General features: G+C 68.6%; 33 protein-coding genes. 15 read left to right on the top strand and 18 right to left on the bottom strand.

Going from position 1 to position 23,208, the window contains the following annotated elements; all coding sequences use genetic code 11:
* Nucleotides 1-58 precede the first annotated feature (58 nt).
* The 4 genes from ACFWU9_RS25820 to ACFWU9_RS25835 all read left to right on the top strand — a co-directional run bounded on the left by ACFWU9_RS25820 (nt 59) and on the right by ACFWU9_RS25835 (nt 4,647).
* Nucleotides 59-2,602, top strand: a complete 2,544-nt coding sequence (locus ACFWU9_RS25820; protein WP_384322350.1) for a HelD family protein — start codon at nt 59-61, stop codon at nt 2,600-2,602.
* A 675-nt stretch (nt 2,603-3,277) separates the two neighbouring features.
* Nucleotides 3,278-3,514, top strand: coding sequence for a helix-turn-helix domain-containing protein (locus tag ACFWU9_RS25825; protein WP_384322352.1), 237 nt, complete (start codon nt 3,278-3,280; stop codon nt 3,512-3,514).
* Nucleotides 3,515-3,784: 270 nt separating this feature from the next.
* Nucleotides 3,785-4,024: a hypothetical protein gene (locus ACFWU9_RS25830; protein WP_384322354.1), complete on the top strand. Its 240-nt coding sequence runs from the start codon at nt 3,785-3,787 to the stop codon at nt 4,022-4,024.
* Between the two features lie 296 nt (nt 4,025-4,320).
* Nucleotides 4,321-4,647 carry a DUF6233 domain-containing protein gene (locus ACFWU9_RS25835; protein ID WP_384322356.1) on the top strand — a complete coding sequence of 109 codons (327 nt, stop codon included), beginning with the start codon at nt 4,321-4,323 and terminating at the stop codon, nt 4,645-4,647.
* On the opposite strand, the gene ACFWU9_RS25840 is transcribed toward ACFWU9_RS25835, so the two are convergent.
* From ACFWU9_RS25840 to ACFWU9_RS25860, 5 genes are all read right to left on the bottom strand, one after another.
* Nucleotides 4,644-5,555, bottom strand: a complete 912-nt coding sequence (locus tag ACFWU9_RS25840) for a Ku protein (RefSeq protein ID WP_384322358.1) — start codon at nt 5,553-5,555, stop codon at nt 4,644-4,646. The two genes, ACFWU9_RS25835 and ACFWU9_RS25840, sit on opposite strands and share 4 nt — an antisense overlap.
* A 176-nt stretch (nt 5,556-5,731) precedes the next feature.
* A complete protein-coding gene (locus ACFWU9_RS25845) occupies nt 5,732-6,076 on the bottom strand; it encodes a hypothetical protein (RefSeq protein ID WP_384322360.1) in 345 nt (114 codons plus the stop codon).
* Nucleotides 6,077-6,312: 236 nt separating this feature from the next.
* Complete coding sequence (locus tag ACFWU9_RS25850; protein WP_384322362.1) at nt 6,313-6,621, bottom strand: hypothetical protein; 309 nt, start codon at nt 6,619-6,621, stop codon at nt 6,313-6,315.
* On the bottom strand, nt 6,618-7,652 hold the full coding sequence (locus ACFWU9_RS25855) for a tyrosine-type recombinase/integrase (protein WP_384322365.1): 1,035 nt from the start codon (nt 7,650-7,652) through the stop codon (nt 6,618-6,620). Before ACFWU9_RS25855 ends, ACFWU9_RS25850 begins: the two co-directional genes overlap by 4 nt.
* Nucleotides 7,649-8,152 (bottom strand): hypothetical protein, encoded by a 504-nt coding sequence (locus tag ACFWU9_RS25860; RefSeq protein WP_384322367.1) that lies wholly within the window; start codon nt 8,150-8,152, stop codon nt 7,649-7,651. Before ACFWU9_RS25860 ends, ACFWU9_RS25855 begins: the two co-directional genes overlap by 4 nt.
* A gap of 349 nt (nt 8,153-8,501) precedes the next feature.
* Here ACFWU9_RS25860 and ACFWU9_RS25865 point away from each other — a divergent pair, with 349 nt between their 5' ends.
* Both ACFWU9_RS25865 and ACFWU9_RS25870 read left to right on the top strand, forming a co-directional pair.
* A complete protein-coding gene (locus tag ACFWU9_RS25865; protein WP_384322369.1) occupies nt 8,502-8,756 on the top strand; it encodes a hypothetical protein in 255 nt (84 codons plus the stop codon).
* Nucleotides 8,757-8,941: 185 nt separating this feature from the next.
* Nucleotides 8,942-9,130: a hypothetical protein gene (locus ACFWU9_RS25870; protein WP_384322371.1), complete on the top strand. Its 189-nt coding sequence runs from the start codon at nt 8,942-8,944 to the stop codon at nt 9,128-9,130.
* An 87-nt stretch (nt 9,131-9,217) separates the two neighbouring features.
* Here the strand turns inward: ACFWU9_RS25870 and ACFWU9_RS25875 are convergent, their stop codons facing one another.
* The 8 genes from ACFWU9_RS25875 to ACFWU9_RS25910 form a co-directional block, all read right to left on the bottom strand.
* On the bottom strand, nt 9,218-9,691 hold the full coding sequence (locus tag ACFWU9_RS25875; RefSeq protein ID WP_384322373.1) for a hypothetical protein: 474 nt from the start codon (nt 9,689-9,691) through the stop codon (nt 9,218-9,220).
* 189 nt (nt 9,692-9,880) lie between these two features.
* A complete protein-coding gene (locus tag ACFWU9_RS25880; RefSeq protein WP_384322375.1) occupies nt 9,881-10,021 on the bottom strand; it encodes a hypothetical protein in 141 nt (46 codons plus the stop codon).
* Nucleotides 10,022-10,039: 18 nt separating this feature from the next.
* Nucleotides 10,040-10,402: a hypothetical protein gene (locus ACFWU9_RS25885; RefSeq protein WP_384322377.1), complete on the bottom strand. Its 363-nt coding sequence runs from the start codon at nt 10,400-10,402 to the stop codon at nt 10,040-10,042.
* On the bottom strand, nt 10,399-10,722 hold the full coding sequence (locus tag ACFWU9_RS25890; protein ID WP_384322379.1) for a hypothetical protein: 324 nt from the start codon (nt 10,720-10,722) through the stop codon (nt 10,399-10,401). The genes ACFWU9_RS25885 and ACFWU9_RS25890 overlap by 4 nt, the downstream gene beginning before the upstream one ends.
* Nucleotides 10,723-10,827: 105 nt before the next feature.
* Nucleotides 10,828-11,208 carry a hypothetical protein gene (locus ACFWU9_RS25895; RefSeq protein WP_384322381.1) on the bottom strand — a complete coding sequence of 127 codons (381 nt, stop codon included), beginning with the start codon at nt 11,206-11,208 and terminating at the stop codon, nt 10,828-10,830.
* A 13-nt stretch (nt 11,209-11,221) separates the two neighbouring features.
* Entirely contained in the window at nt 11,222-11,563 is a 342-nt protein-coding gene (locus ACFWU9_RS25900) for a hypothetical protein (RefSeq protein ID WP_384322383.1), read from the bottom strand.
* Nucleotides 11,560-12,492 carry an N-acetylmuramoyl-L-alanine amidase gene (locus tag ACFWU9_RS25905; protein WP_384322385.1) on the bottom strand — a complete coding sequence of 311 codons (933 nt, stop codon included), beginning with the start codon at nt 12,490-12,492 and terminating at the stop codon, nt 11,560-11,562. The genes ACFWU9_RS25900 and ACFWU9_RS25905 overlap by 4 nt, the downstream gene beginning before the upstream one ends.
* A gap of 1 nt (nt 12,493) precedes the next feature.
* Entirely contained in the window at nt 12,494-13,009 is a 516-nt protein-coding gene (locus ACFWU9_RS25910) for a hypothetical protein (protein WP_384322387.1), read from the bottom strand.
* A gap of 216 nt (nt 13,010-13,225) precedes the next feature.
* Here ACFWU9_RS25910 and ACFWU9_RS25915 point away from each other — a divergent pair, with 216 nt between their 5' ends.
* From ACFWU9_RS25915 to ACFWU9_RS25955, 9 genes are read left to right on the top strand one after another with little or no spacing between them, the layout of a single operon-like run.
* Nucleotides 13,226-14,011: a hypothetical protein gene (locus tag ACFWU9_RS25915; RefSeq protein WP_384322389.1), complete on the top strand. Its 786-nt coding sequence runs from the start codon at nt 13,226-13,228 to the stop codon at nt 14,009-14,011.
* Nucleotides 14,004-14,159: a hypothetical protein gene (locus ACFWU9_RS25920; RefSeq protein WP_384322391.1), complete on the top strand. Its 156-nt coding sequence runs from the start codon at nt 14,004-14,006 to the stop codon at nt 14,157-14,159. The genes ACFWU9_RS25915 and ACFWU9_RS25920 overlap by 8 nt, the downstream gene beginning before the upstream one ends.
* Nucleotides 14,156-14,548, top strand: coding sequence for a hypothetical protein (locus ACFWU9_RS25925; RefSeq protein WP_384322393.1), 393 nt, complete (start codon nt 14,156-14,158; stop codon nt 14,546-14,548). Before ACFWU9_RS25920 ends, ACFWU9_RS25925 begins: the two co-directional genes overlap by 4 nt.
* Nucleotides 14,545-14,808, top strand: a complete 264-nt coding sequence (locus ACFWU9_RS25930) for a hypothetical protein (protein WP_384322395.1) — start codon at nt 14,545-14,547, stop codon at nt 14,806-14,808. Before ACFWU9_RS25925 ends, ACFWU9_RS25930 begins: the two co-directional genes overlap by 4 nt.
* Complete coding sequence (locus ACFWU9_RS25935) at nt 14,798-15,079, top strand: hypothetical protein (RefSeq protein WP_384322397.1); 282 nt, start codon at nt 14,798-14,800, stop codon at nt 15,077-15,079. The genes ACFWU9_RS25930 and ACFWU9_RS25935 overlap by 11 nt, the downstream gene beginning before the upstream one ends.
* The gene (locus tag ACFWU9_RS25940; protein WP_384322399.1) at nt 15,076-15,330 is read left to right on the top strand and encodes a hypothetical protein; all 255 of its coding nucleotides are present in this window, start codon (nt 15,076-15,078) and stop codon (nt 15,328-15,330) included. Before ACFWU9_RS25935 ends, ACFWU9_RS25940 begins: the two co-directional genes overlap by 4 nt.
* Before the next feature lie 2 nt (nt 15,331-15,332).
* A complete protein-coding gene (locus tag ACFWU9_RS25945; protein ID WP_384322401.1) occupies nt 15,333-15,605 on the top strand; it encodes a hypothetical protein in 273 nt (90 codons plus the stop codon).
* Nucleotides 15,602-15,874 (top strand): hypothetical protein, encoded by a 273-nt coding sequence (locus ACFWU9_RS25950; protein WP_384322403.1) that lies wholly within the window; start codon nt 15,602-15,604, stop codon nt 15,872-15,874. Before ACFWU9_RS25945 ends, ACFWU9_RS25950 begins: the two co-directional genes overlap by 4 nt.
* Nucleotides 15,871-16,260 (top strand): DUF3307 domain-containing protein, encoded by a 390-nt coding sequence (locus tag ACFWU9_RS25955; RefSeq protein WP_384322405.1) that lies wholly within the window; start codon nt 15,871-15,873, stop codon nt 16,258-16,260. Before ACFWU9_RS25950 ends, ACFWU9_RS25955 begins: the two co-directional genes overlap by 4 nt.
* A 284-nt stretch (nt 16,261-16,544) precedes the next feature.
* Here the strand turns inward: ACFWU9_RS25955 and ACFWU9_RS25960 are convergent, their stop codons facing one another.
* The 5 genes from ACFWU9_RS25960 to ACFWU9_RS25980 are packed head-to-tail and all read right to left on the bottom strand — an operon-like array spanning nt 16,545 to nt 23,096.
* Nucleotides 16,545-18,092, bottom strand: a complete 1,548-nt coding sequence (locus ACFWU9_RS25960; RefSeq protein WP_384322408.1) for a hypothetical protein — start codon at nt 18,090-18,092, stop codon at nt 16,545-16,547.
* Between the two features lies 1 nt (nt 18,093).
* Nucleotides 18,094-19,926 carry a glycosyl hydrolase family 28-related protein gene (locus ACFWU9_RS25965; protein ID WP_384322410.1) on the bottom strand — a complete coding sequence of 611 codons (1,833 nt, stop codon included), beginning with the start codon at nt 19,924-19,926 and terminating at the stop codon, nt 18,094-18,096.
* A 19-nt stretch (nt 19,927-19,945) separates the two neighbouring features.
* The gene (locus tag ACFWU9_RS25970; protein ID WP_384322412.1) at nt 19,946-20,959 is read right to left on the bottom strand and encodes a hypothetical protein; all 1,014 of its coding nucleotides are present in this window, start codon (nt 20,957-20,959) and stop codon (nt 19,946-19,948) included.
* 3 nt (nt 20,960-20,962) lie between these two features.
* Entirely contained in the window at nt 20,963-22,117 is a 1,155-nt protein-coding gene (locus tag ACFWU9_RS25975) for a siphovirus ReqiPepy6 Gp37-like family protein (RefSeq protein WP_384322414.1), read from the bottom strand.
* Between the two features lie 34 nt (nt 22,118-22,151).
* Nucleotides 22,152-23,096 carry a phage distal tail protein gene (locus tag ACFWU9_RS25980; RefSeq protein WP_384322416.1) on the bottom strand — a complete coding sequence of 315 codons (945 nt, stop codon included), beginning with the start codon at nt 23,094-23,096 and terminating at the stop codon, nt 22,152-22,154.
* Nucleotides 23,097-23,208: the final 112 nt, after the last annotated feature.

A 23,208-nucleotide genomic window follows, 5' to 3' on the forward strand; every position in this document is an offset into this window, starting at 1 on the left:
ACCCGCCCCCTTCGCGTACGGTTGACGGCTGCCCAGTGCACGTCAGAAGGGGGCCTCGGTGGCCGCGCAGGATGCCGCTGTTGAATCCGCCGGATCGGTTGTCGATCCCGTACGGGACAAGGGAAACGACGCCATAAGCGACCCCGTCCGCGCGGCGCGGGAGGACCCCGCGCGCCCCGCGGGGGCCGACTCCGCGCGTGACCGCGAGATCGGTGTCGAGCAGGAACATCTCGACCAGGTCTACCGCCGCCTCGAAGAGAAGATCGACGAGGCGGAGTTCCTGATGAACGACGCCGCCAAACGCGGTCAGGTCGGCACGCCCGGCGCGCTCGCCGAACGCGACGCGCAGGTGTTCCGGGCCGGTATCCATCTCAACCGGCTCAACAACGAGTTCGAGGACTTCCTCTTCGGGCGCGTCGACCTGCTGCCCGGCAAGGACGGCAAGAAGGGCCCCGACGGCGCGTACACCTCCGTCGAGCCCGCCGACGACGCCGTACGCGACGACGACACCGCCGACATCGCGGAGACCCTGCACATCGGCCGGATCGGAGTCCTGGACTCCGACTACTCGCCGCTGGTGATCGACTGGCGCGCGCCGGCCGCCGCGCCGTTCTACCGCTCCACCCCGGTCGACCCGGGCCGGGTCGTACGGCGCCGGGTCATCCGCTCCAAGGGCCGCAGGGTCCTCGGTGTCGAGGACGACCTGATGCGCCCCGAGCTGACCGCGTCGCTGAACGGCGCGGCGCTCCCCGTCGTCGGCGACGGCGCGCTGATGGCGGCCCTCGGCCAGGCCCGCAGCCACACCATGCGGGACATCGTCTCCTCCATCCAGGCCGAGCAGGACCTGGTGATCCGGGCGCCCGCCGCGTCCGTCACCGAGGTGTCCGGCGGCCCCGGCACCGGCAAGACCGCCGTCGCGCTGCACCGGGCCGCCTATCTGCTGTACCAGGACAGGCGGCGGTACGCGGGCGGCATCCTCGTCGTCTCACCGACGCCGCTGCTCGTCGCGTACACCGAGGGCGTGCTGCCCTCGCTGGGCGAGGAGGGGCAGGTCGCGATCCGCGCGGTCGGCTCGCTCGTGGACGGCGCGGAGGCCACCGCGTACGACGAGCCCGCCGTCTCCCGTGTCAAGGGCTCGGCGCGCATGCTCAAGGTGCTGCGCAAGGCGGCGCGCGGGGCCCTGGAGGGGGACCGGGCGCCCGCCGGGGGCCGCGCCGGGCAGGGTGGGCGGGACCCCGGGCAGCTCGCCTTCGGGGACGACGGCGGCGAATCCGGGCCGTCGGGCTCCGGTACGTCCGGCGCGTCCGGGCGCGGCGTGGCACCCACCCGGCTGCGGGTGGTCGCCCTCGGCCGGCGCCTGGAGCTCGAATCCGAGGAGCTGCACCGCGTCAGACAGTCCGCCCTCACCGGCACCGCGCCGGTGAATCTGCTGCGCCCGCGCGCCCGCAAGCTGCTGCTCGACGCGCTCTGGGCGAAGTCCGGCGCGGCGTCCCGGGCCGGGGAGTACGTTGCCGCCGGCGACGCCCAGCTGGCCGCCGAACTGCGCGGCGGCTTCGACGAGGACGTGGCCTCCGAGGACAGCTTCATCGAATTCCTGGACGCCTGGTGGCCCGAGCTCACCGCGCGCGGGGTGCTGGCCGCGATGGCCGACGAGCGGCGGCTCGGCCGCTGGGCCCGCCGCATCCTCAACCCGGCCGAGACGCGGAGGGTCGCCCGCTCGCTGCGGCGCGTCGGTCCCGACGGCACGGGGCCGCTCTCCGTCCACGACGTGGCGATCCTCGACGAGCTGGAGCAGCTGCTCGGCTCACCGCCCCGTCCGCGCAAGCGCCGCGAGCTGGACCCGCTGGACCAGCTGACCGGGCTCGAAGAGCTGATGCCGCGGCGCGAGGAGTCGCAGCGCGAGCGCGCCGAGCGGCTGGCGGCGGAGCGCACCGAGTACGCGCACGTGATCGTCGACGAGGCGCAGGACCTCACCCCGATGCAGTGGCGGATGGTCGGACGCCGCGGCCGGCACGCCACCTGGACCGTGGTCGGCGACGCCGCCCAGTCGTCCTGGTCGGACCCGGACGAGGCGGCCGAGGCGCGCGACGAGGCGCTGGGCAACCGCCCCCGCCGCCACTTCACCCTCACCGTCAACTACCGCAACCCCGCCGAGATCGCGGCCCTCGCCGCCAGGGTGCTGGCCCTCGCGATGCCCGGCATGGAGTCCCCGGCCGCCGTCCGCTCCACGGGCGTCGAGCCGCGCTTCAGCGCCGTACGCGACGGTGACCTGGCCCGGACCGTACGGGAGGAGGCCGCGCGCCTGCTCGACCGGGTCGACGGCACGATCGGCGTGGTCGTCGCCATGGGCCGCAGGGAACAGGCGGCGCGCTGGCTGGCGGGGCTCGGCGACCGTGTGGTGGCGCTCGGCAGCCTGGAGGCGAAGGGACTGGAGTACGACGCCACGGTGGTCGTCTCGCCGGCCGAGATCGCCGACGAGTCCCCGGCCGGACTGCGGGTGCTGTACGTGGCGCTCACCCGCGCGACGCAGCAGCTGACGGTCGTCTCGGCGGAGCGCGACGACCCCGACGCCCAGGGAGTTCCGGACCTCCTCAGAGAATGAACCGCAAGTCGACGCGCCCATGGGAATCGCTTTCCCGGGGGGTTTGTTAGCCTGGTAGCGGCACCGACCCGATCCAAGCCCCCGGGCCCAACCTTCGTCGCTTCGAGCGACCACTTGCCGCGAGGCGAGCATGGCGGGTCGGTGCCGCTTAGCTTGTAGAAGAGTGTGCAGGTAGAAGGCCACTTAGGAGCTCTCCCTCCCCGAGCGTCGGGAGGGAGGGCTCCTCTTCTTTGATCTTGAGAGTCCGCCTCCAGTCCACATAGCTGAGTGGCCGGGCCGATCCCCCGAATGAGTGAGAGGGGGTGCGTGCCTGTTCCATCTATGCGGCGCGTCGCCTAGCGTCGTGGTCTCCGGGGAGGGCGCGCGGCATAGCGCAGTCCCTGATGCACCCCCCAGCCAAGACCGGTGGGGAAGAAGTCGGCGGGACCTGGTCCCGCTGGTGGAGCTTCGACTCCACTGGGTTCGCCCCCGCCGGTACACACGGCGGGGGCGTTCTGCTTCTGACAGTAGAGCGCCCCGGCCTCAAATGAGACCGGGGCGGGACGCCTTGACTAGGTCTTGGCGTCACGGCCGGGGCGGCGGATGCACTACGCCACTCCGGCCGAGCTTTCAAGATCACAAAAAGCATGTCTGCGCAGGCTGACTAATGATCTTGCGGGCAGAAGCGTTTGTCCAGTGCCCCGCGAGCCCGACCCTGAGTGGGTCACCGAGAAGCGCAGAGCCATCGGCGCGCGCGTCCGCGCCGAGCGCGAGTACGCCAACGTCACCCAGGAGCGCCTTGAGGAGCTGGCCGGCGTGAAGCGGCTCACGATCCAGAACATCGAGTCCGGTTCAACCGACGCGCGCATCAGTTGGCTGCTGCGCATCTCTCGCGCATTGGGTATCCCCGCCAGTAGCCTGCTCGCCGAGTGACTCGGGGCTCCCCGCCCGCCGCGCTTGCTCCACCGCACACGGCGGGCGGGAGCCTCGGATGCCCTGCGGCAAGGTCTGAGCCGGGGCTGAATCAGAGTCAATCTCACGGCTTGGGATTCGGGAAGGGGTCGCGGTGAACCTGTTTCACACGCCACGCACACCCCGTGTGGATATGTAACCGCACGTCAGGCTGTGGGTAGAGCCTCTCGTGCGTTCCTTCGTCGCCGAGCCCCCGTCGGCTGGCTGACCTGCCCCACGTAGCATCCGGCCGTGGCGACTATCGAGATCCCTGACGACCTGCTTGACCTTCAGCGCGCGGCGGAGGGGGCCCGGCGCGCGGCGACGGCGGGCTCTTACTCCCCTGAGGTGTGGCGGCCGTGGCTGGACGCTGCGGAGGCCGTTCAGCGGGCTGTGACGGAGCACGCGGCAGCATTCGGGGTGAGCCGGTACGAGCTGGAGATGGCCGTCAAGAAGGCCGCGAGGAAAGCCGACGAGTCCGAGGCTGGCTAGGTCGGTCTCCTTTGAGGTGGCCCTGTATCGCAGCACCTTCCCCAAAGGATCCTCAAAGTGCGCACGCAGCTCCGCCCCCGTCCGGGAGCAGCCGGTGCGGGGGCGGGAAGCAATCCCCTTGTTCGCGGGCCCGCAGGCCCTGGGGGTTGATGGGGCAAGTCTACGGGCGGGCGCTGACAACCGTTCGGGCCTCGCCGCCGACGGGGGTGACAGCGGCGAGGCCACGGCCAGTGTGGCACCCGACACCGACAGATCGGGAGGCTTCAGGCGATCCGACTGGGCTTAGTATCGAACACATGTCCGACCTGCCGCATGATGAGCGCCTCGCCAAGCTGAAGACCCTGGAGGTCTGGCTCGACTGGCAGCTGTATGACACCCGGCGGAAGATCCACGCACTCGAACAGGCCCCCACCGGGCCCGCCAGCTACGTTGTCGAGCCGAAGAAGCACCCCACGCACCCGCAGCCGGCGCTCATCCACCTGGCCGGATGCACCATGCCGCAGCGCAAGACGCTGCCCGTCGACGCGGGCGCGGCCCGGATCGGGCTCGCGGACGATCCCGATATCGCCGCGTGCCCGTTCTGTGCGCCGGACCGGCGGCTGGCCGAGGGCGGGGGCGACTAGGCGCTCCGCGGCTTCCGGCCCGCAGACTTCTTCGCCGCTCTTTTGGCCGGGCCCCTCTTCGCCGCCTTCTTCGCGGCCGTCTTCTTGCGCGTAGGCATGTCGTGCACCGTGGCGTCCCCGCCAGTCTCCCCCCGGGACTGGCGGGCCTTCTGTACCGACTCCTCCAACGCGGACATCAGGTCGACCACCTGGCCCGGCTTCTCTCGCGCCGCAGCCGGCTGCGGCGCGGCCTTCCCCTCAACCTTGGCTTCGATCACCCTCTCCAAGGCTTCGCGATACTCGTCGTGAAACTGATCCAGGCCGTCCAACTCCATGGACTCGATCAGCAGCAAGGCTCGCTCAATCTCATCCTCGACTACCTCCACAGGACTGGGCGCCAGTTCTGAAGGGTCACGAATCTCATCAGGCCAATGCATCTGATGCAGGGTGAGCGCATCCTCCCGGATCGACAGAACCCCCAGCCGCTCCCGGCCCCGCAACGCGTACTTGGCAATGGCCACCTTGTCCGAGCGCTCCAACGCCCGGCGCAGCAGCGTGTACGGCTTGGCTGCGACCTCGCCGGCGGCCTCCAGGTAATACGACTGGCCCAACCGGATCGGGTCGACCTCCTCGCGCGGCACGAACGCCACCACGTCGATGGCCTTCGCCGTGGGTAGAGGCATGTCCGCCAGCTCATCATCCGAGACCGGAACAAGGGTGTCCTTGTCCAACTGGTACCCCTTGCCGATCTCCGCCGACGTCACCTCTTGCCCGTCGAGCTCGCACACCTTCCGGTTGCGGACCCGGCCCATGTCCTCCAGGTGGACACGGTGGAAGTGAACGTCGCGGTCCTCCGATGCGGCCACTAGACGCACGGAGATGGTGACCAGCCCGAAGCTGATGGCACCGGACCAGATGGCAGACGGCATGCGACCCTCCGAGGCTGGACAGCGGCCAGGCCGCCAGTGGGCAGAACGCGGCGGGCGCGGACCGCCGCCCGTACCCCGATCCTCACCCTGCGACGTCGGGCTCGCACGTTGAGCGTGGACGCGCGAACGCCCGTCTCGGGAGTGAGCCGGGACGGGCGTAAGGCACTCTTGCCGATCTAGTCGAAGTCCCAGGTGCCAGGACGTGCGTACCGACCTTCATGGATGCGAACCCCGGCCTCAATGCTGCCGTTCAGGCGCCCGGACCGGGTATTGATATTGACGCCGCACGCCTCGGCGAACTCGTAGACGTCGAAGTTGGGGTCCCGGTAGCCCAGGACCTGGGCTGTCACCCACATGACGTTCATGCGGACAGTGTCCGTCTCTGATTCGGCGAGAACGTCCCCCCGGTGGCCGTCGATGCGACGGTCATGTCCGGCCCGGTCCGCCCGAAAAGGGGCATCGGACCAGTCGTGGTTAGCGATCTCGGCGGCATGTTCACGCGCGATGCGACTCAAGGCCATGGAGTCCTCCGACAGGACTAGGTGTTGCACCATCCCCCGACGGGACGGTTCACCGATCGTACAACCAACTGTCAGCCGGCCCCCGAACCTTCCCGTGGGGAGCCGGGAAGGCGGTGGCCCCGCCAATGCGCAGCACACGGCGGGGCCAATGCGGAGGCCGGCCTGGGGGCTCGGGTCCGCGCAGAACCACGATGCACCCGAACCGGCCATCTGGGGAGGTGAATGACCGGATTGACCTAGCTCTTGGGCTGGCCGCCAGTCGGCGTGCTGATGGTCCAGGGGCGGCCCCCTCGGCTCAGCTCACGTCGCTCGGCAACGAGATCCTTGTACAGTTCGTGCGCGTCGTTGACGGCGCCGTCGTGGCTTTCGGCAACGTCGGCGCTCCACTCCTTGCCGGTGCCCATGACGCTCCAGAGGGTCACCCGCCAGTAGGGCTTATCTCCCTCCTCTTCCGGCGCGAAGTAGATCAGCTCCCCCACCTGCTCCTCGCCTTCCGTGAGGTCGAAGCAGTGCGGCTTGTCGGTGGGGCGGAACTCCAGCGTCATGACGAGTCCTCCTCGGGCGACAGCCTCGCGGCGAGCTTGGCGGCGAGAGCGTAGGTGGGGTGGTCGTCGAGCATGCGGCGCCGCCGGTTGTACCGCTGGGTGGTGCGCGGGTTGGTGTGACCGACGGCGTCTTGGACTCGTTCGAGGGGGACGTTCTCGGCGAGGTTGTCGGTGATGAACTGGTGCCGCAGCGTGTGCGGCTTGATCGTGGCGGCCTGCGGGATGCCCGCGCGTCGGGCGAGGACGCGCAGATGCTTCCAGACCTCGGGCTGGGTCCAGCGGCGGCCGGTGTCGGTGACGAACAGCGGCCCGTCAGCGCGACCGTCGAGGTACGCCTGGAGGGCGTCGAGGGCGAGCGGCGGGACGGGGACGGGCTTCTTCTTCCCGCCCTTGAGGGTGAGGGGCAGTGTGGTGTGCCCTCGGTCGTAGCCGAGCTGGTCGGCGTCGAGCGCAAGGATTTCGTCGATGCGCGGGCCGAGGAGGTAGAGGAGGGTGACGAGGGCGTAGGAGCGAGGCGCCCAGTCGCGGGCGGTCTGGATGAGCCGGGCGGTCTCCTCGGGGAGCATGCCTTCGGTCGGCGAGTGGTCGGGGTCGATGTAGGGGCGGTCGACGGAGGCGAAGGGGTCGGCCGGGCAAGCGTCGAGGCGGACGGCGTAGGTGTAGAACGATCCGGCGGCGGCGAGGGCTTGGGCTTGGGTCGGCAGGGAGAGTGTGCCGCCGCGCCTCGACGGCAGGGCGGCGAGGTGGTTGGCGTAGGCGTCGGCGAGCGGCAGCCGGGCTTGGAGGGGGTGGATGCCGCTGCTACGTGCGTAGTCCTCCCAGCGGAGGAAGTTGCGGGCGTAGGCGCGGCGGGTGTGCTTGCTCTTGCCGCGCGCGATCCAGGCTCCGGCGACGGTGGGAAGCGGATCGTTCTCGCCGTAGATCTCGGTGAGTTGATCGCGGATGGCGCGGGCTTCGTCAGGCCAGTCGTCGCGCGGATCGTGTCGGTCGGTCGACAGCCCCGCCGACGGACGCGGGACGAGGGCGGTCACGGCTGGTCCCACATGCCCGCGCTCAGGCCGGTCGGGACCGCGATGAACTCGCAGTTTACCCAACGGCACACGTCTTCAGCGTTCGGCCCGTACTGGATGTACCAAGCGCGGTCGGTCATTCGGTCGCGGATTGGGTCAAGATCCTGGTCTGAGGCCGTCTCGGCTGCCCATTCCTCGTCGGTGGATGCCCACTCCTCGCGGCAGTCAACGAGGATCCCGAACCCCTTGATCAAGCTGTCCGGCTCGCGCTTTCGCCGAAGGGTGGAGAGTTCCATTACGAGGTCGCCGGGGCGGGGGGCGGTCATACGGGCGTACATGTCGGCGACCTTCGGCGTGGGATTACCCACCAGGCAGGCCGCGTAGAGGGCGTCCACGGTGCCGATCGTGAGAAGGCGGCGCGCGATGGACTTGTCGTCGATAGCGAGTAGGTCGTCCTCGGCGCGCTCGGTGCCAGTGACGCCCTCGCGGGGCTTCGGGTAGCGGGTGGTTGCGCTGGCCATGCGCTCAACTCCAAAGGCTAGGATAACTGTCATTATCAACCATGGAGTTAGCGCTTGTCAGGCGTTCGGGCACGGCGAAGCCCCGCCCTCCCGAAGGAGAGCGGGGCTTCTTCGCGGGCCTCGGAAGACCTTGACCGTCAACGTCCCCTGGACGCCGGGTGCGGGCGTGCGCGTCTTGCCCTGTGCGCGGGCCCCGTGGGCCTTCTCTCGAAGGATCGGCGTGCGCGTCCTGCCGTGACCCCAGCATACGGCGCGGCGCCCGCGATATGGCATGTTATCGAGGGTCGACGCCCTCAAGTCCGTTCCGATACGACCTGCTTGTGGCCGCCCCTGGGATACCGTCGCCGCCATGACTCGTACAGCAGATGATCAACGAGACGTCCCGCCGCTCGGCTGGTGTGCCGAGTGCATTCGCGAGGCGACATGGGTTCGCGCGGCCACGACGTGGCAGGGCACCGCCCTCTGCGCCCAGCACACCGTGTACACAGCCGGCGTTGGGGACATCGACATCGAGGAGGAGCAGGCGCCGCTCGGCAAGCCGCAAGCCGTGATCGATGCCCTGCGCCGCGGGATACACCAATCCGGCCTCCAGTCCGGCTTCTGATGATCGGCGATGCCCTCTCCTCCCAGTCGATGCGGGCGGAGGGGGCGCTGCCTTGCTCGGGCTCGACGCCAAGCGATGACGCATAAGGGAACGTTATGCGCTAGGGACTTCTCGAAGGGCCCGCTGACAGTTGGCCCCTTCTGAAGGAGACTCCCGACTCCGGCCTACGAAGCATGGGGAGACGCATGACGAACTTGTCCTACGAACAGTTGCAGGCTCGCTCGCTCAACAGCATGGAGATGGCGTACTCCGCGGCAGGCAGCGGGCGCCCGGAGATGGCGGACATCTTGAAGGCCCAAGCTCAGACTCAGGCCCTTCTTGCGGTCGGTGAAGTGCTCAGGGAGTTGACCCAGGCTCTCCGTGGCGACAAGTAGGCGCGGAGGACCGCCCCGCTCCCTCAGCCGATTCGATGAGAGTGCGGGACGCCGGCGTACTTCAGCGCCCGATGGCTGCGGCAGCGCTCACGCGTCGTCGGCGATGTGTAGTGCCCACAGGTCTCGCCAACCGCCGCCTCGCGTGAGGCGGGTGGCGAGCCCTCGGAGTGCGGCGTAGGCGTCGTCGCGGTCGAGTTCCCCACCGTGGGCGAGCAGTTCCTCGCAGGGGTTGACGAAGTGCACGACGACAAGTTCGGGTCCGCGGTGGCCGTTCCAGTGTGTCCAGGAGTCGCAGCCGGCGCGCACGTAGTTGAGGAGTTCCGCGTGGTCGTCGTCTGCCTGTTGGTCAGCGTGGCGGGCGTGGTGGATGGCGAGCCCGGCGCGGCGGAGTTCGCGGCCGAGGATGCTGACCTCGTGTGGGGCGCCCAGCTGGTCGCGTGCGGCCTTCGCCAGTTCGGAAAGGGGGTAGGGCGCGTAGCGCGCTGGGAGGCTGTCAGTGAAGAGGGCGCGGACTTCGGCGGCTTCGAAGAGATCCGCGACGCGATCGAGGCTGCCGTGCACTTTTTCCCCTTAAGTGGGTGGCCCCGCGCCGCTTTTCACTGTCCTCCGCGCGAGTCGGCCGATCAATGCGAAGCGTAGTGATCACGGTCACACTTGAGGATGCGCACGGAGAAGCCCCCGCTCACCCCTCATGGGGCGAGCGGGGCTTCGTCAGGAGCCATCGTAAGGATCGGCCTCAACCTCGGGCGGTCACTGCGGTTCGAGGAACGGCTGATTGGACGGCGACGGCACCGGCGGCTCGTCCGCCAACCCGAGTTCCACCATCGTGCCCAGATCGGCCACCGCCTCATCCACACGCGGCACATGCGGGCGCTGGTCGTCATCGTCCACAGTCACACTCCAGTTCGGTCAGCCGTCGATGTGGTGGATGTGTCGCCGCGCCCGCTCCGACATCGGTGCCGGGGCTGGCGGCTCCATTCCCCGCTCGCGGATGTAGCCGACCAGGACCCGCACGCGGTTCGACAACCACGCCAGCGCCTGATCTTGATCCGAGAGGCGTTCCGCCTGGCGGACGGACTCGGTTTTCTGCTTTCCGAGTTCGGCCTTGACCGTCGTCAGGTCGGTCCGAAGTTCCTTCACGATTGTGGTGAAGTCGTCGCGGTTCTCCTGGCGCCTCGTCCGCCGGGCGGCCCGGCCGCCCCAGAACGTGGCGACTGCGGATGCCACCCCAACCACGCCCCCGGACACGGCAGTCCACGTCTCGGCACTCATTCAGGCCCTACTCTCTTGGGCTGCGGCGGCTCTCGCCACCCGGCAACCACAATCACCGGCACTGTCGCTACCAGCCAGATCAGTGCCGTCACCCACCCCCGTGCGTTGTCTCCGAGCGGCCACCAGGAGACGAGGTACGACAGCATCCACGGCACCACGATCAGCAGGAGCGCAGGGAAGCCGATCCAGTCGCGGCCCTGCGGAAGGAGCGCGGAGGCGATGGCCACGCACCCAGCGACGATCCAGCACGCCGCCCAGGCGTCGAGAGGCATGACGGTTAGGAGCAGCCGGATGCCGCGCATGTCGGGGAGGGGCTCCATCAGCTGACCGAAGCCGTAGAGCGCCCAGAGGGCCCCGAAGCTGGCGAGGAATGCGCCTCGCCTGCCCAGGATCCGGCAGAGGCGCCGCAGCGCGCGGCACCTCACTTACACTCCCGCGGCAGGCTGCTTGACGGGGCTCTTCTGCTCCAGCGGCACAGAGGACACCGGGGCGGTGACCTTCTCTCGCAGCCACAGGGTGACGAACGCGGCGACCGCAGCCATGACCCGGCTCTGGTGGTCGGCGGACCAGTCGAGCCCGAGGCCGACGCCGAGCGCCATGCCAGCCTGCGCGAACTGGACGATCGCGGCGGCGAGGGCACCGTTCTTGAGGACGATGGCGGTGATGATGCCGACGGCCGCCGCAGAGACGGCGTTGATGGCGGTCTGCGTGCCGTCGGAGATGTCGACGCCGAACGCTGACAGGGCCTGGAGGGCTGCGGCGATGAAGCCGAGGAGGTAGACGGGCTCACGACCGAGGATCTTCACGGTGATCTCGTTTCTAGACGGGTTGGGCGAGGGACCGGCAGCCGATGACGGTGCCAGTGGCGTTGCGGACTTCGCGGTACGGGACGAGGAGGTCGGAGCGGCGGTCGCACAGGGCAAGGGCGACGACGAGGGAGACGATGTACTGGTAGCCGTCCCGCTTGGCGGGCAGGCCAGTGGCGTGACCGAACTCGATCAGCTCGGGGAAGCTGCTGCCGCCCAGTTCGATCGTCGCCAGCCGAGCGGGCACAGTCTCGGGCTCGATGACCTCCCGCAGGTGCGGTTCGAGGTCGTCGCTCCCGTCTTCCCGTGCGCCGTCGTACAGGCGGATCGGGTGCGGGGTCAGGTTGAGGATCATGCGACCACCGTGAAGCCGTGCTTGGCGCCGAGCCTCGTGAGCGTGGTCTTGCCGGGGATGCCGTCGGCGGCCTGGCCGGGCTTGCGCCCGCTGCACCCGCAGCGCTCCTGCCATGCCGACATGGCGGACTTGGTGACGGTGCCGTAGTGCCCGTCGGAGTACTTCTTTGCAAGGAGCCCCTCGTCAACCAGGGCGGCCTCGACGGTGCGAACGCCGCTGTACGTCACCGGGGTTCCGACTGCGGCCGGGTTGGAGCGGGCGGCTGCCACGAGCTGGGACAGGTCCACGACCGGCTTCTTCGGCGGGGGTGGCGGGGTGACAGGCGGGGTGGGCTTGTCGTCGCCGAGCCGCTTGCCGATCGCGGCCTGCATCTTGGGCCAGTCGATGCCGCGCGGGTCGACCTTGCCGGGCTGCCAGTCGAGGTGCCGGATGTTCGAGCGGGCGCTCCAGCCGTGGACGCGGTCGATGGCCGCGCACACCTTCTCGATCGCGAGGAGTTGGGCTGCGGGCCATGGGTCTTTGCCGTCGCCGAGGTTCTCGCACTCGAAGCCGTAGAAGTGCCTGTTGCCGTCCACGGTGGCTTCGTTGTCGCCGGGCGGGGCTTTCTCTGCGATGACCGCGCGGAGGACGTCGGGGTCACCGAGCCCTGCGTGATTGGCCCGGCCGTAGCCGACGAGGTGGACCTTGCCGTCCTTGGCGATGACGCCGTGACAGAGCGGCCCGGGAAGCCCGGAGTACCCGTCGCGGCAGATCTTGACGGTGTTCGCGGTGCCCTTGGTGACGGTGTGGTGGATCAGCACCCCGCGCACGGGACCCCAGGGGCCCTTCGAGTTGCGGTTGTGGTCGCGCCAGTCGCCGACCTCAACGACCGTGAGACCCTCGTCCTTCAGTGCACGGATGAAGCTGTTTGCGGACATGGGTGTCGCCATGTCAGTCCTCCTCGGGTGTGGTCCAGCGGCGGCAGCGCAGGTAGCCGTAGTCCTTGTCGACGGTGATGGTGTCGCCGCGGCGCCAGGCGGTGGAGTGGGCGTCTGCACGGAAGATGACGGCGACGCGATGTCCGGCGGGCCAGTTGGCGGGAAGGCGCCACATGGTGCAGGTGTGCAGGGGCATGTGGTGGCGGTCGCGGCTGACGTTGTCGCCGTTGTAGGTGGAGATGCGGGTCCATTCGCCTGCGGAGCCTTGGCCGTTGTCGACGTCGTAGGTCCAGAGGTGGTAGCCGATGCCGACGGTGTAGCCGGGTTCGCCTCGGGTGCGGCCGGTGTCGTTTGTGACGCGTGCGCGTGCGTCGATGCTGAGGATGTCTCCGGCGGTGGCTGGTATGACGAGGGTGCTGATGGTGCGGGGGGTGAGGGGGGTGAGGTCGATTGGGAGGGTGGTGGCGGTGATTTTGGGGGTGCCCCATTCGCCGGCGAGGGTGAGGCCCGCTGTGGTGAGGGGTTCCATGGGGCCTCCGGTGTGGCGTGCGGGTCGAGTCGTTGCTTGACCTTTGAATCATAGGTCGTAAGTTCAGTTATGCCTATGATTCAAAGGTTTTCAGGTTATGGTGGGGGCTGGTCGCGAGGTCTACCCACCTTTGCTGGCCCTGCGGCGGGCCCGGCTGTGCGGGTCCGGCCCGCCGCCTCCAACCCGCACCACCCGCACCGGAGGTGCCCAATGTCCATGCCTGACGTTCAGGGCCGCTGCCCCGCCTGTGGCGGCAGCAGTCTTTTCCTCGGCGAGGGCGGGCACGTGACGTGCTCGCGCACCGCCTGCGTCGCACCCGGTGCCGCCGACCAACTGCTACACGGTGAGGAAGCTGCTCTGGCCGAACTCCTCGGTGGTGAGCCAGCCGGGCGCGGCATCGCCGGAATGCTCACCATGTACGGGTTCACGTTCCCCAAGCTCCGGCACGCAACGGACGCTGACCTCATGGCTGTTCCGGGGATTGGCGAGGAATCCCTCGCGCGCATCCGACAGGCGTTCCCGACATCCGAGCCCGGCTCGGACTGTGTCGCCCTCGATGCTTTGCGGCTCATCTTCACTCGCTGCAAGAACGCAGGTCACACACCGTCCTCTGTGGAGCTGCTGGAGCTCATCGACCGAGTGCGGGCCGTGGCCGCGAAGGAACGCCCGTGCCGATGCCGTGATTTGGGCACCACTGGGCCGGTCATCGGCACGGCGCGCATCGCGGAGGACGTGCAGCCGGGGCCCGCCGACGGGCTATCCGTCACGCCCCCGTCGGTGGAGATCTCCGGAGCCCAATCGCTTCCGCTCGGCGACGGTCGCACCATAGTGGTCGGCGGCGAGAATGGCCGTCTGCTGATCGACGGCGTCAACTTCGCCGTATCCACGGACGACCCGGTCACCGTCTCCCCCTTCGGCCACGGCGTTTCAGGCGGAAGGGTGGCGCTCACCCTCCTCTGCGACAGGGTCACCATCGACGGCAGGGAGGTCGGCGATGCCTGAGCCAACGGATCCGATCACCGAGCTGGCCGCCACTGCTGCTCAACTGCACGAGCCGCATCTGTCCTACGTTCAGGCCGGGTTCACGGAGCGGCAAGCCTTCGATCTCACCAAGGCCGTGCTCGCAGTCAGCGTCGGAGGCCAGGCATGAGCAGCAGCTACTACGTCCTCTGCCTGTCCCACGACCCGGCCATCCTGAGCACCGAGCACATCACCCCAGGAGACGCGGCCGACACAATCAGGGCAGGCCGTGAACTCCACCCCGGATGCGATCTGGTCATTGAGGAAGTCTCTGGCGGTCCCATCGAGATCGGGTGTTCGCCGGCCGAGACGCGAAACGCGGGGCCGCGTTGCCACCACCGCGACGTGGAGTGGACCGAGGTGGAGTGGCTGCGGCTTCTCTCGCGGGCGCACACCTCGACCGACCCAAAGGTCGTGGACGCTTTGCGGCAAGGCCGCTTCACCTGCTGGCCCCCGGACCGGCTTCACCGGCTCCGAGGATCGCTCGGCATCGAAGACGAAGTCAGGGAACGCCCGTGAGCGATGACGACGAGAATGCCGCCTACCGCCGCCTCGAAGAGGCCATCGAAGAGGTCTGCCGCATCGAGGGGTTCGGGGGTGTGCCGATCGAGTGGGTGGTGATCGCCGCATCTCAGCGCTTCGAGGGTGACGACAGCTTCACCCAGGTTGGCACGCTGCTTCCCGACGGCGGCGGGCGGGTTCCGTTCCACCGGGTGCTGGGCTTGGTCGACTACACCCACGCGCGACTGCAAGCCGAGGCGGCCAGAGATGACACTTGAAGGCGCTGGTGGGCGGATCCTGCGGTTCGAGGTGCCGGTGGACGACCAGTGGCACGCGGTGCAGCTGCCTGGCCCGATCCTGCACGTGGCCTGTCGCAAGGCACGCTCAGTCGAACTGTGGGCACTCGATTCCGGGGCGCCGTCCGAGATGCGGGGTTTCCGGGTCTTCGGCACCGGCCAGCCGCTGCCGGCCCGCGTGAGTCACGCCGGGACCGCGCTCGCACCAGGTGGTCAACTGGTGTGGCACCTCATGGAAACGGTGGACACGTGAAGGCCCGCGAGACCCTCTTCGAGGTTGCCTGCGACGACATGCCCGTGACCTCGGGCGAGGTGAACGACGCCATCGACGCGTTCGCCCGAGAGCTGACGGCCAAGGTCCGTGCCCTGCACCGCCCGGTGGAGCATGCCGGTCGGACGATCTGCGCTGAATGTTCGGCCTGGGACGGCCAGTCCATCGACAACTCGCCTGTGGCCTACGACCAATGCCCCACCCTGCGTGCCCTCAACAACCCGGAGGCCTGACCATGCCCAAGTTCCGCAAGAAGCCCGTCGAGATCGAAGCCGTGCAGCTCACACGCAACACCACGCCTGACAAGGTCGCCTCCTGGTGCGGGGGGCGCGTCACGCCGCACCCGGAGAAGAACTACACGGGCGGCCCACTCGTCATCGAGATCGACACCCTCGAAGGGACGATGCGCGCGGAACCCGGTGACTGGATCATCAAGGGCGTAGCCGGAGAGTTCTACCCCTGCAAGCCGGACATCTTTGCCGCGACCTACGAGGCGGTGGAGGCGTGACAGCGCCCCGTCCCCTTGCTGTCGGCGACGTCATCCACGGCTTCGCGCAAGGGGTGTTCGGCCGCGACCACTACCACTGCGTGCGCATCGAAGCCGTCGGACCCGACTGGATCGTCGCCCGCGACCCCAACGACGACACGCACCGGCCGTCCTTCGCCTCCGGAGCACGCGCCCTCAGCCTGTGCACAGAAGTCCGCGACGAGGGCCACAAGACGGACTGCGGCGAGACGCCCGAACCCTGCCCCCTTGCCAGCCCGGAGACACCGTGACCGGCCTCGGGATCCTCCTGGCCCACCTGGTCGGGGACTACCTTCTGCAAAGCGACTGGATGGCGAACGAGAAGACGAAGCACTGGTGGCCCGCCTGGGCGCACGCACTGACCTACGGCCTGCCGTTCCTGCTCATCACCCAGTCTCCGGCCGCGCTTGCCGCCATTGTTGTCACTCATGCGGTCGTCGACCACTACCGGCTGGCCCGGCACGTCGTGTGGGCAAAGAACCTGCTCGCCCCGAAGTCGTACCGACGCCCATGGTCGGAGTGCTCGGCAACGGGATATCACCAGGACCGCCCTGCGTGGATGGCCGTCTGGCTAATGATCATCGCCGATAACTCGATTCATCTAGCGATCAACGCGGCAGCTGTCGCCTGGCTCTGACCGCTACCGCGCCCGCCCTACGTGCACCTCGAACTGGGGCCCGTATGCGGCCCGGTACTGGTCCGGGGTGACCGCCTGCCCGGCTGCCAGGAACACCGGATCCACCCGCCGCCCACCCGCCGCCTTCGAGTCCGCGACCAGCACCCAGCCCACCACCGAGCCCCCGGGTGGTGCCCCATCAGTTGGCGCTCCGACCGGGGCGCTGATCTGCGCCCTCAGTCCATCGAACGCCGGGACCATACCCGCAAGGACACCCGACGCCTGTAGCCCAGCAATGATCGGCACTAAAACCTCCTGATCAGGCGCAAGCTCGTCGCATAGAGGCCCGCCCCGTCCAACGTGGACGTGCCGCCCAAGTCGCCGAAAGTCGGCCCGTTCGGTGTCTTCCGGGAGTTGATGAACCTGTAGCGCCCCAGGCTGTCGACCCCCAAGAAGATCCCGTTGTGATCCAGTTGCCCGGCGACCGGGTCGGAAGTGTCCGCGTCGAAGAGCGGCACGTCACCGACCTGAAGGTCCGTCAACGCCGGGGCGGCGTCCGTCGACTGCACCACGATCACACCCGGCCCCGACGGCCCGATGTCCTTCGTGACCCGCGGCAAGTTGATGCCGTCGAAGTCGTCGCTGCGCACCATCGGAATGCCCATGTGGAAGCCGTACACCATGCGCACAAACCCCGAGCAGTCCATGCACCCCAGTTCGCCCACTCCGGCCGACTGTGTCTCCCCGTTGGGAAACTCCCAGTCCAGGCCCATGTAGTCATGGAAGTCGCCGCCCTCAACAGGTGAGCCGTCGGCGTCGAGCGGCCCGTAGTTGCACTGGCCGGCGATCTGCACGCCGCCCAGTGCCGGTGATGTGACCGCCGGGGCTCCGGTGATGTACATCATCGCGTAGGCCAATGCGTCGGGTGTGGTGTCGACAGCCCACGACCGGATCTGATCCGCCAGGCCCCCGGACCAGGTGCCGTCAAACGGCTCTGGCAGAACCCGGACCCATGTGTCGTGGGTGACCGTGGGGGCCGTGGCCCACGTGCCGGAGATCACCCGTAGGTCGTCGACCTGCAGGGTGCGGGGCAGGCCGGTGCTGCCGGTGGATGCGATGGCGCGGAAGCCGACACGGCCCGACGGGTTGGCGGTTTCGCTCACCGAGTGAAGCCATGTTCCCGGTTCGGTGGTGCCGTCCTTCCAGGCTCGGCAGCGGATGGTGGTACCGGTTCGCTCGGCGCGGACCCTCCACCAGTCCCCGGCCGCGAATCCTGTGCCGATCTGTGTGGTCGCACCGAGGATCGTGACGGTGCCGGCGACTTCCTTCTCCAGGGTGAGTTGTACGACGCCGGCCGTGGTGACCGTGAGCCGTGCCCGGTTCGCGTTGGAGGAGTCGGTGTAGCCGAACGACAAGGCGACGCTCGTGCTGGCGCCGGCTGGCACGGTCGTGATCGTGACCTTGGCGGTGACGTCAACGTCTGTGAGCGTGTCCAGCACGGTGGCGTGCCGGGAGGTGTTCGCGACGTCGCATGAGATTCGTCCGAGCCCACCGCTCACCGTGTACAGGGTGGCGGTGCCGGACTGGGACCAGTTGCCGCCCCCGGGGCTCATGCCGAAGCCGCTGGTGGTGGTGCGTGTGAACTGGTCGACGAACGGCCTTTTGTTCTCGGTGAACGTGCGGGTCGGCCCCCGCATGGCCACCGTCTTCGCCCCAACGGTGAGGGTGGCGAGCACACCGGTGGTATCGGAAACCCGCAGCAGCTCCGGCGGCCCGGCCACGGACTCGGTGGTGAGCGCGCCAGGCGCCTGCTGGTACGGCAGCCGGTCATCAAGGACGGTCAGTACCGCCATCTCATACCCCCTGCACTTCGACCTGAATGGTGACCGCCGTCGGTGTGCCGGTCACGGAGCGGACCGCGACGGCCAGGGTGTCCCCGGCGGCCATGGTCTGGTTCTGTACGCCGGGTCCGGACAGCCAGGTATCCGCGGTGGACAGCGACAGGTTGGAGGCAAGGAGGTCGGAGCCGTTCTTCGTCGCGTTGATCGTGACACCGGTGCCGGCGACCCGGTAGCCGCGCACCGCCGTAACTGTGCACGCTTTGGGTGCCCGCCAGACCACGTAGGTTGCCGCACCGGAAGGAGCGGTGATGACCAGCCCCTTGGAAACGGTGGCTGTGAGGGGAAGTGTCCGCACCGGTGCGGTGGTCGGGCCGGACGCGTAGGTCACGTTGGCGCCGACCATCAGGGTGCCGGTGCTGGTGGAGTACAGGCCCTGGGTGGCGGCGTGCAGGTAGCTGCTGTCGACCTGGACCAGGGTTGAGGCGCCGGTGACGGCGAGCCCGTACTCGGGGCTGCTGGTGCTCGCACCGCCGTCGTCTACGCCCGGGTAGCAGGTGACCCCCGCGGCAACGACCGGCATGGTGGCCGCGGCTATCGCGAGGCCGGCGCAACCGCCGCCACCCGCGCCGCCGTTGCGGCCGTCGCGGCGGGCCATCAGCCCGTCGATCAGAATGGGACCGTTACCTGTGGCGTCGATCAGGACGCCGTGCTGACCGTTTCGGTCCGTACTGCAGCCGGTCATCTGCATGCCGCCGGAACCGGCCCAGTCCCCCCAAGCGCCGGTGATGTGGTACCCGTGGGAGCCGTTCCATTCGGTGCGGCAGCCGTTGAGCTGGCCGTTGGTGCAGTTGGTGAGGACGATGCCCCGCGCCCAGCAGCCGATGACCTGCACGTCGTCGAGGGTCAGGTCGGTGTTGCCGGTCAGCAGGATGCCGTTGGCGTGGCAGTTGTCGACCATGACGTGCCGCAGGCGCCACGAGTAGGGGAAGACGTCGTCTGCGTCGGCGGTGACCAGCCCGTTGTTGGGCATTTGCCGGATGGTGACGTTTTCCAGTACGACGTTCTGGACGTTGCCCTTGGCGTACAGGCCGTCGATGGACGATCCGGTGAGCTGGGATCCGTCGAGCATGAGGTTGGTGAGGCGCTGCTCGCCTGAGATGGCCGGGTGTTCGCCGTCGTCTTCCCCGATGATCTGGATGACGCTGGTGCCGGTGAACGGGGTCGCGGGCTGGATGTAGCAGGCGAAGTCGGCGTCGGTCATGCCCGGCCCCAGCATCATGTTGGCGTGGGAGCCGAGGAGGGTGACACCAGGCTTCAGGTCGAGTGTGGCTGTCGTTTTGTAGACCCCGTGCGGGAAGTACACGATGCCACCGGGCTGGCAGGCGTCGATGGCCGCCTGGATCGCGGTGGTGTCGTCGTGGGTTGCGTCGCCGTCGGCGCCGTAGGTGGTGACGATCAGCCAGTCTGTTGAGGTGGGCAGTTGGTCGCCCGGGATTTTGCCTTCGCTGTCGAGGCCGGGCCAGCCGTCGGGGAGGCCGCGCTGGTCGAGATGGGCTTGCAGGACGGCCCCGGTGTCGGTGGCCGCCATGGCGTAGCGGCGCCCGTATCCGAAGTCGAGGTAGAGGCTGGTGACACCGTCGGGCCCGTAGAAGCTAACGGCCCCGTCGCCGTCGGCGGTCACCGTGGTGACGGGGTTGCCGACGGTGTCGGTGAGGTCGGTTATCTGGGCGCCGTCGGTGACGGCGTCCCAGACGGTGCCGACGGCTTCGGGGCGGAGGAGGAGCTGCATGCCGACGCGTTCCATCGCGTAGTCGGCTGGGCTGCCCCCGAAGTTACTGCGAGCCATCTGATGATCCTTTCGGGAGTCAGGCGAGCCAGTAGGAGCCGTCGATGGTCAAAATGTCGCCTGCCCTGATGTTGTAAGGAGAGTTGGTGAGGACGTTCTCCGACTTGGGGATGGCGTCCGATGTGGCGCCGACCTGCACGGCGTACCGCAGGCGGGCGATCTTCGTGGTGGTCTCGTTCGGGAACAGCAGCGCCGACCCCAACGCACTGCCCTCACCGTTCACCGACTGAAGATTCCAGTGAAGGAGGCCGCGGTGTGCCGGGCTGCACGGATAGCCCGGCGGGAGGGTGACCTGGATCGGGTCCGGCAAGCTGACGGGGTTGCCGGTGACCACCACGTGGATGTTGAGGTGGACCCGACCGTCCTGCACCTGGTAGCGGCCCAGGTTCGTCGCCCCGGTTCCCCAGTGGAATGCTGTCGTCCCGGCGTTCCACACCGGTGTGTACGACGCCTCCTCAATGCCGGTTGAGGCAACCCACCGCCATACGGCCCCGTCACCGAGGTACAGGTTGGTGCCCTCGACGCGCAGTTGCCCCTTGGCGGCCGGCCGGCCGTCTCCCGGAACCCCGGGGATGGCCCCGCGATCGGTGAACCACCGGCGGTCCAGCACGTTGACGGCGGTCACGACGGATGAGCCGGCGGCCACGGTGCACTGGGCGAGGGGGATTTCGTAGACGCCGGTCTCGTCCTGGATCAAGGTGGGGGCGGTTGTGCCGCCGGTCTTGTACTTTGCGGTGACTTCACCGTCGCCCATGTCGGCGCGCAGGACGACCAGGTCGATGCGTGCGACGCTGCCCGCGTTGGTGGCGACGTCCAGCAGTTTGTTCGTGTCGAGGTGGTAGTAGAAGCCTGCCACGAAGGCGTCGCCCGGCCGGACGGTGACTTTGCTGGTGCTGTTACCGACGATGGTGAGGGCGGTGCTGCCGGGGTCTTCGGCGTGTACGCCGTCGAGTCCCCATCGGCGGGCCATGCGTGACCACTGGAGTTGGGTGGCGATTGGGGAGCCGGTGAACGGCCCGGAGAACTCAGCCATGCGCTAGGCCGCCTTCCTGGTCTCAAGTCTGGCCACTTTGGTTTTGATCTTGGCGAGGTGGGAGTAGATGCGGGCCACAACCGAGGCGTCTGAGTCGCCAGCGCCGACCGTTGCTTTCACGGAGGTGCCCTCGGTTGCGGTGCAGGACAGGGCGACCTCGCGGACCACGTCCGTGTGCCAGACGCCCCGCACCTGCGCGGACACCGTGTCGCCAACGCTGTAGTCCCGCCCGTAGCGGAGCGCGGGCAGGTCAACGGGGCTGATTGACAGGGAGCCTTGCCCTGCTCCGGCGGTGAGCGCTTCCTCGGCGGCCTGGTCCATCTGCGCCTCGAGGTCGACGCTGGCGCTGTCGACACCGGTCTGGTCGATGAACTGCTCGATGAACAGGCCGGGGAACAGCGGGTCGGCCCGGTCGTACATGCGGCATTCGCGGGGCGACGACTGCCCGCCCGCAACGACGATCGCCCTCGTGCATGTGGGTGGTGTGGTCGAGTAGTTGGCATCCGCGAGGTTGCCGAGACCGAAGGAGAAGCGGGCGGTTCCGGAACGGTCGACCGGTTCGAACACCTGGAACTGCAAGGCGGCGCCGACCTGGATGACGCGGAAGCCGACGCCTGCGGCCCGCGCAATGTCCTGGAGAACGGCGAGGAGGCTGTCGAACTGGTTGACCTCTCGGGTGACGGGGGCTCCGACGAACACGTCTGTCGCGAGGGCGAGCAGGGCGTTCTTACGGGCAACCAGCGCCCCGGGTCCGGCGTTCAGGTTGACCAGGGTTCGCATGGCGGTCGACGCGGTCGTGTCGGCGATCTTGTACACGGCGTCGGCCTGCGAGTCGATAGCCACGGCCGGGTTGGGCCAGCACGTGTACTGCGCCAGTACCTCGGTGTCGCTGACCCCGCCGACGGTGAGCTTCCCCGAGCCGGCATCTGACTCGGAGCGGGACCAGTCGACCGTTCGGATCGGCCCAGAGTCAACCAGGTCACCGGCCGCACTGCGAATGATGAGCCCGTTGCCCTCGACGAGGAGCGGCGCCTTCTCGGAGTCGGCGGAGATCTCCATGGTGAACGCGCCGATCGCGTTGAACCTGGGGACGGCGTTCAGGGAGACGTAGTCGTCGACCTGCCCGATCCGCTCCAAACCCGGGTTGCGGACGTACACACGTAGTGCTGTCGAGTGCATGGGAGTCCTCCTCTCAGGCGGCCAGGTAGCGGGGCTGGTATGTCATGCGGACGGCGGTGTCGGCGCTGGACCCGTCCACCGTCAGATCCAGATCGTTGATGCCGGGCGCGAGCCCCCACATGGTGGAGTCGTCGTCAATGTCGGGCCACAGGTTGGTGACCCCGTTGAGGAGGGCGCTCTGCCGCCGCTGCCGGGTGTCGATGACGATCTCGTCGCCGTCGTCGATGCTTCGCGTGAGCACCAGGGACTGGCCTGTCGTCGAGTTGGTGAGGGTGACCCCGGTCGCCGGCCCGGTCACCGTCCAGACGGGGAACGCGTCGTCGTCACCGTCGTTGTCGACAGTGACCTCGCCCAGCACCTGGGAGTCGCCGACGATGAGCGGCAGGAACGGGAAGAACTCGGTGTCCACTGCGCTGCGCCATTGGGTGGTGACCTCGCCGCCGATCCAGTGCGGTTTCGGGCAGGCGAACGTGATCACGTTGATGCACCAGCGCTCCCCCGCCGCGTCCTTGGACTCGTCCCCCTCCAGGCCCCCGGCGTAGACGGCGCCGATGCTGCGGGCCGCCCCGTCGGGCTGGGTGAGTGTCAATGTGCCGACGCCGCGCTTGGGGTTGAGGGAGCGGATGAAGGCGCGACGGCGCTGGAGGTAGGCCTGGCGGGAGTCGTTTGCCCAGAAGGCAATCGGAAGGACGATGTCCTTTCCGAGGGCCCTGACCTGCCGGATTTCGTACCCGTCGATGCCCGGGGACTCGTCCTGCGTGAACGCGTAGGTGGGCATGTCGAGGCCCTTGGCGCCGGGCTGGACGATCCATCCGCGCTCCCAGTCGGTGAGCATCGTGACCTGCCCGGCCGGGTCGGTGAAGCTGACGCGCGGCATGGAGTTGGTGTACGGCGGCCAGCCGGGGCCGTCCGGTGTCTCCGGCGGGTCGACGACTGTGGGCGGGATAAGGATAGGCATGTCAGGCTCCGCTCATCACGGGCCGGAGGAGGAGTTCCTCCATGGCCAGGGCGGCCTGGATGGACTGGCGGGACGCCTGTTCCCGGACGAGGGCGTTGTACTGGAGGATCCG

This window comes from Streptomyces sp. NPDC058653 (assembly GCF_042716895.1).
Classification (GTDB): Bacteria; Actinomycetota; Actinomycetes; order Streptomycetales; family Streptomycetaceae; genus Streptomyces.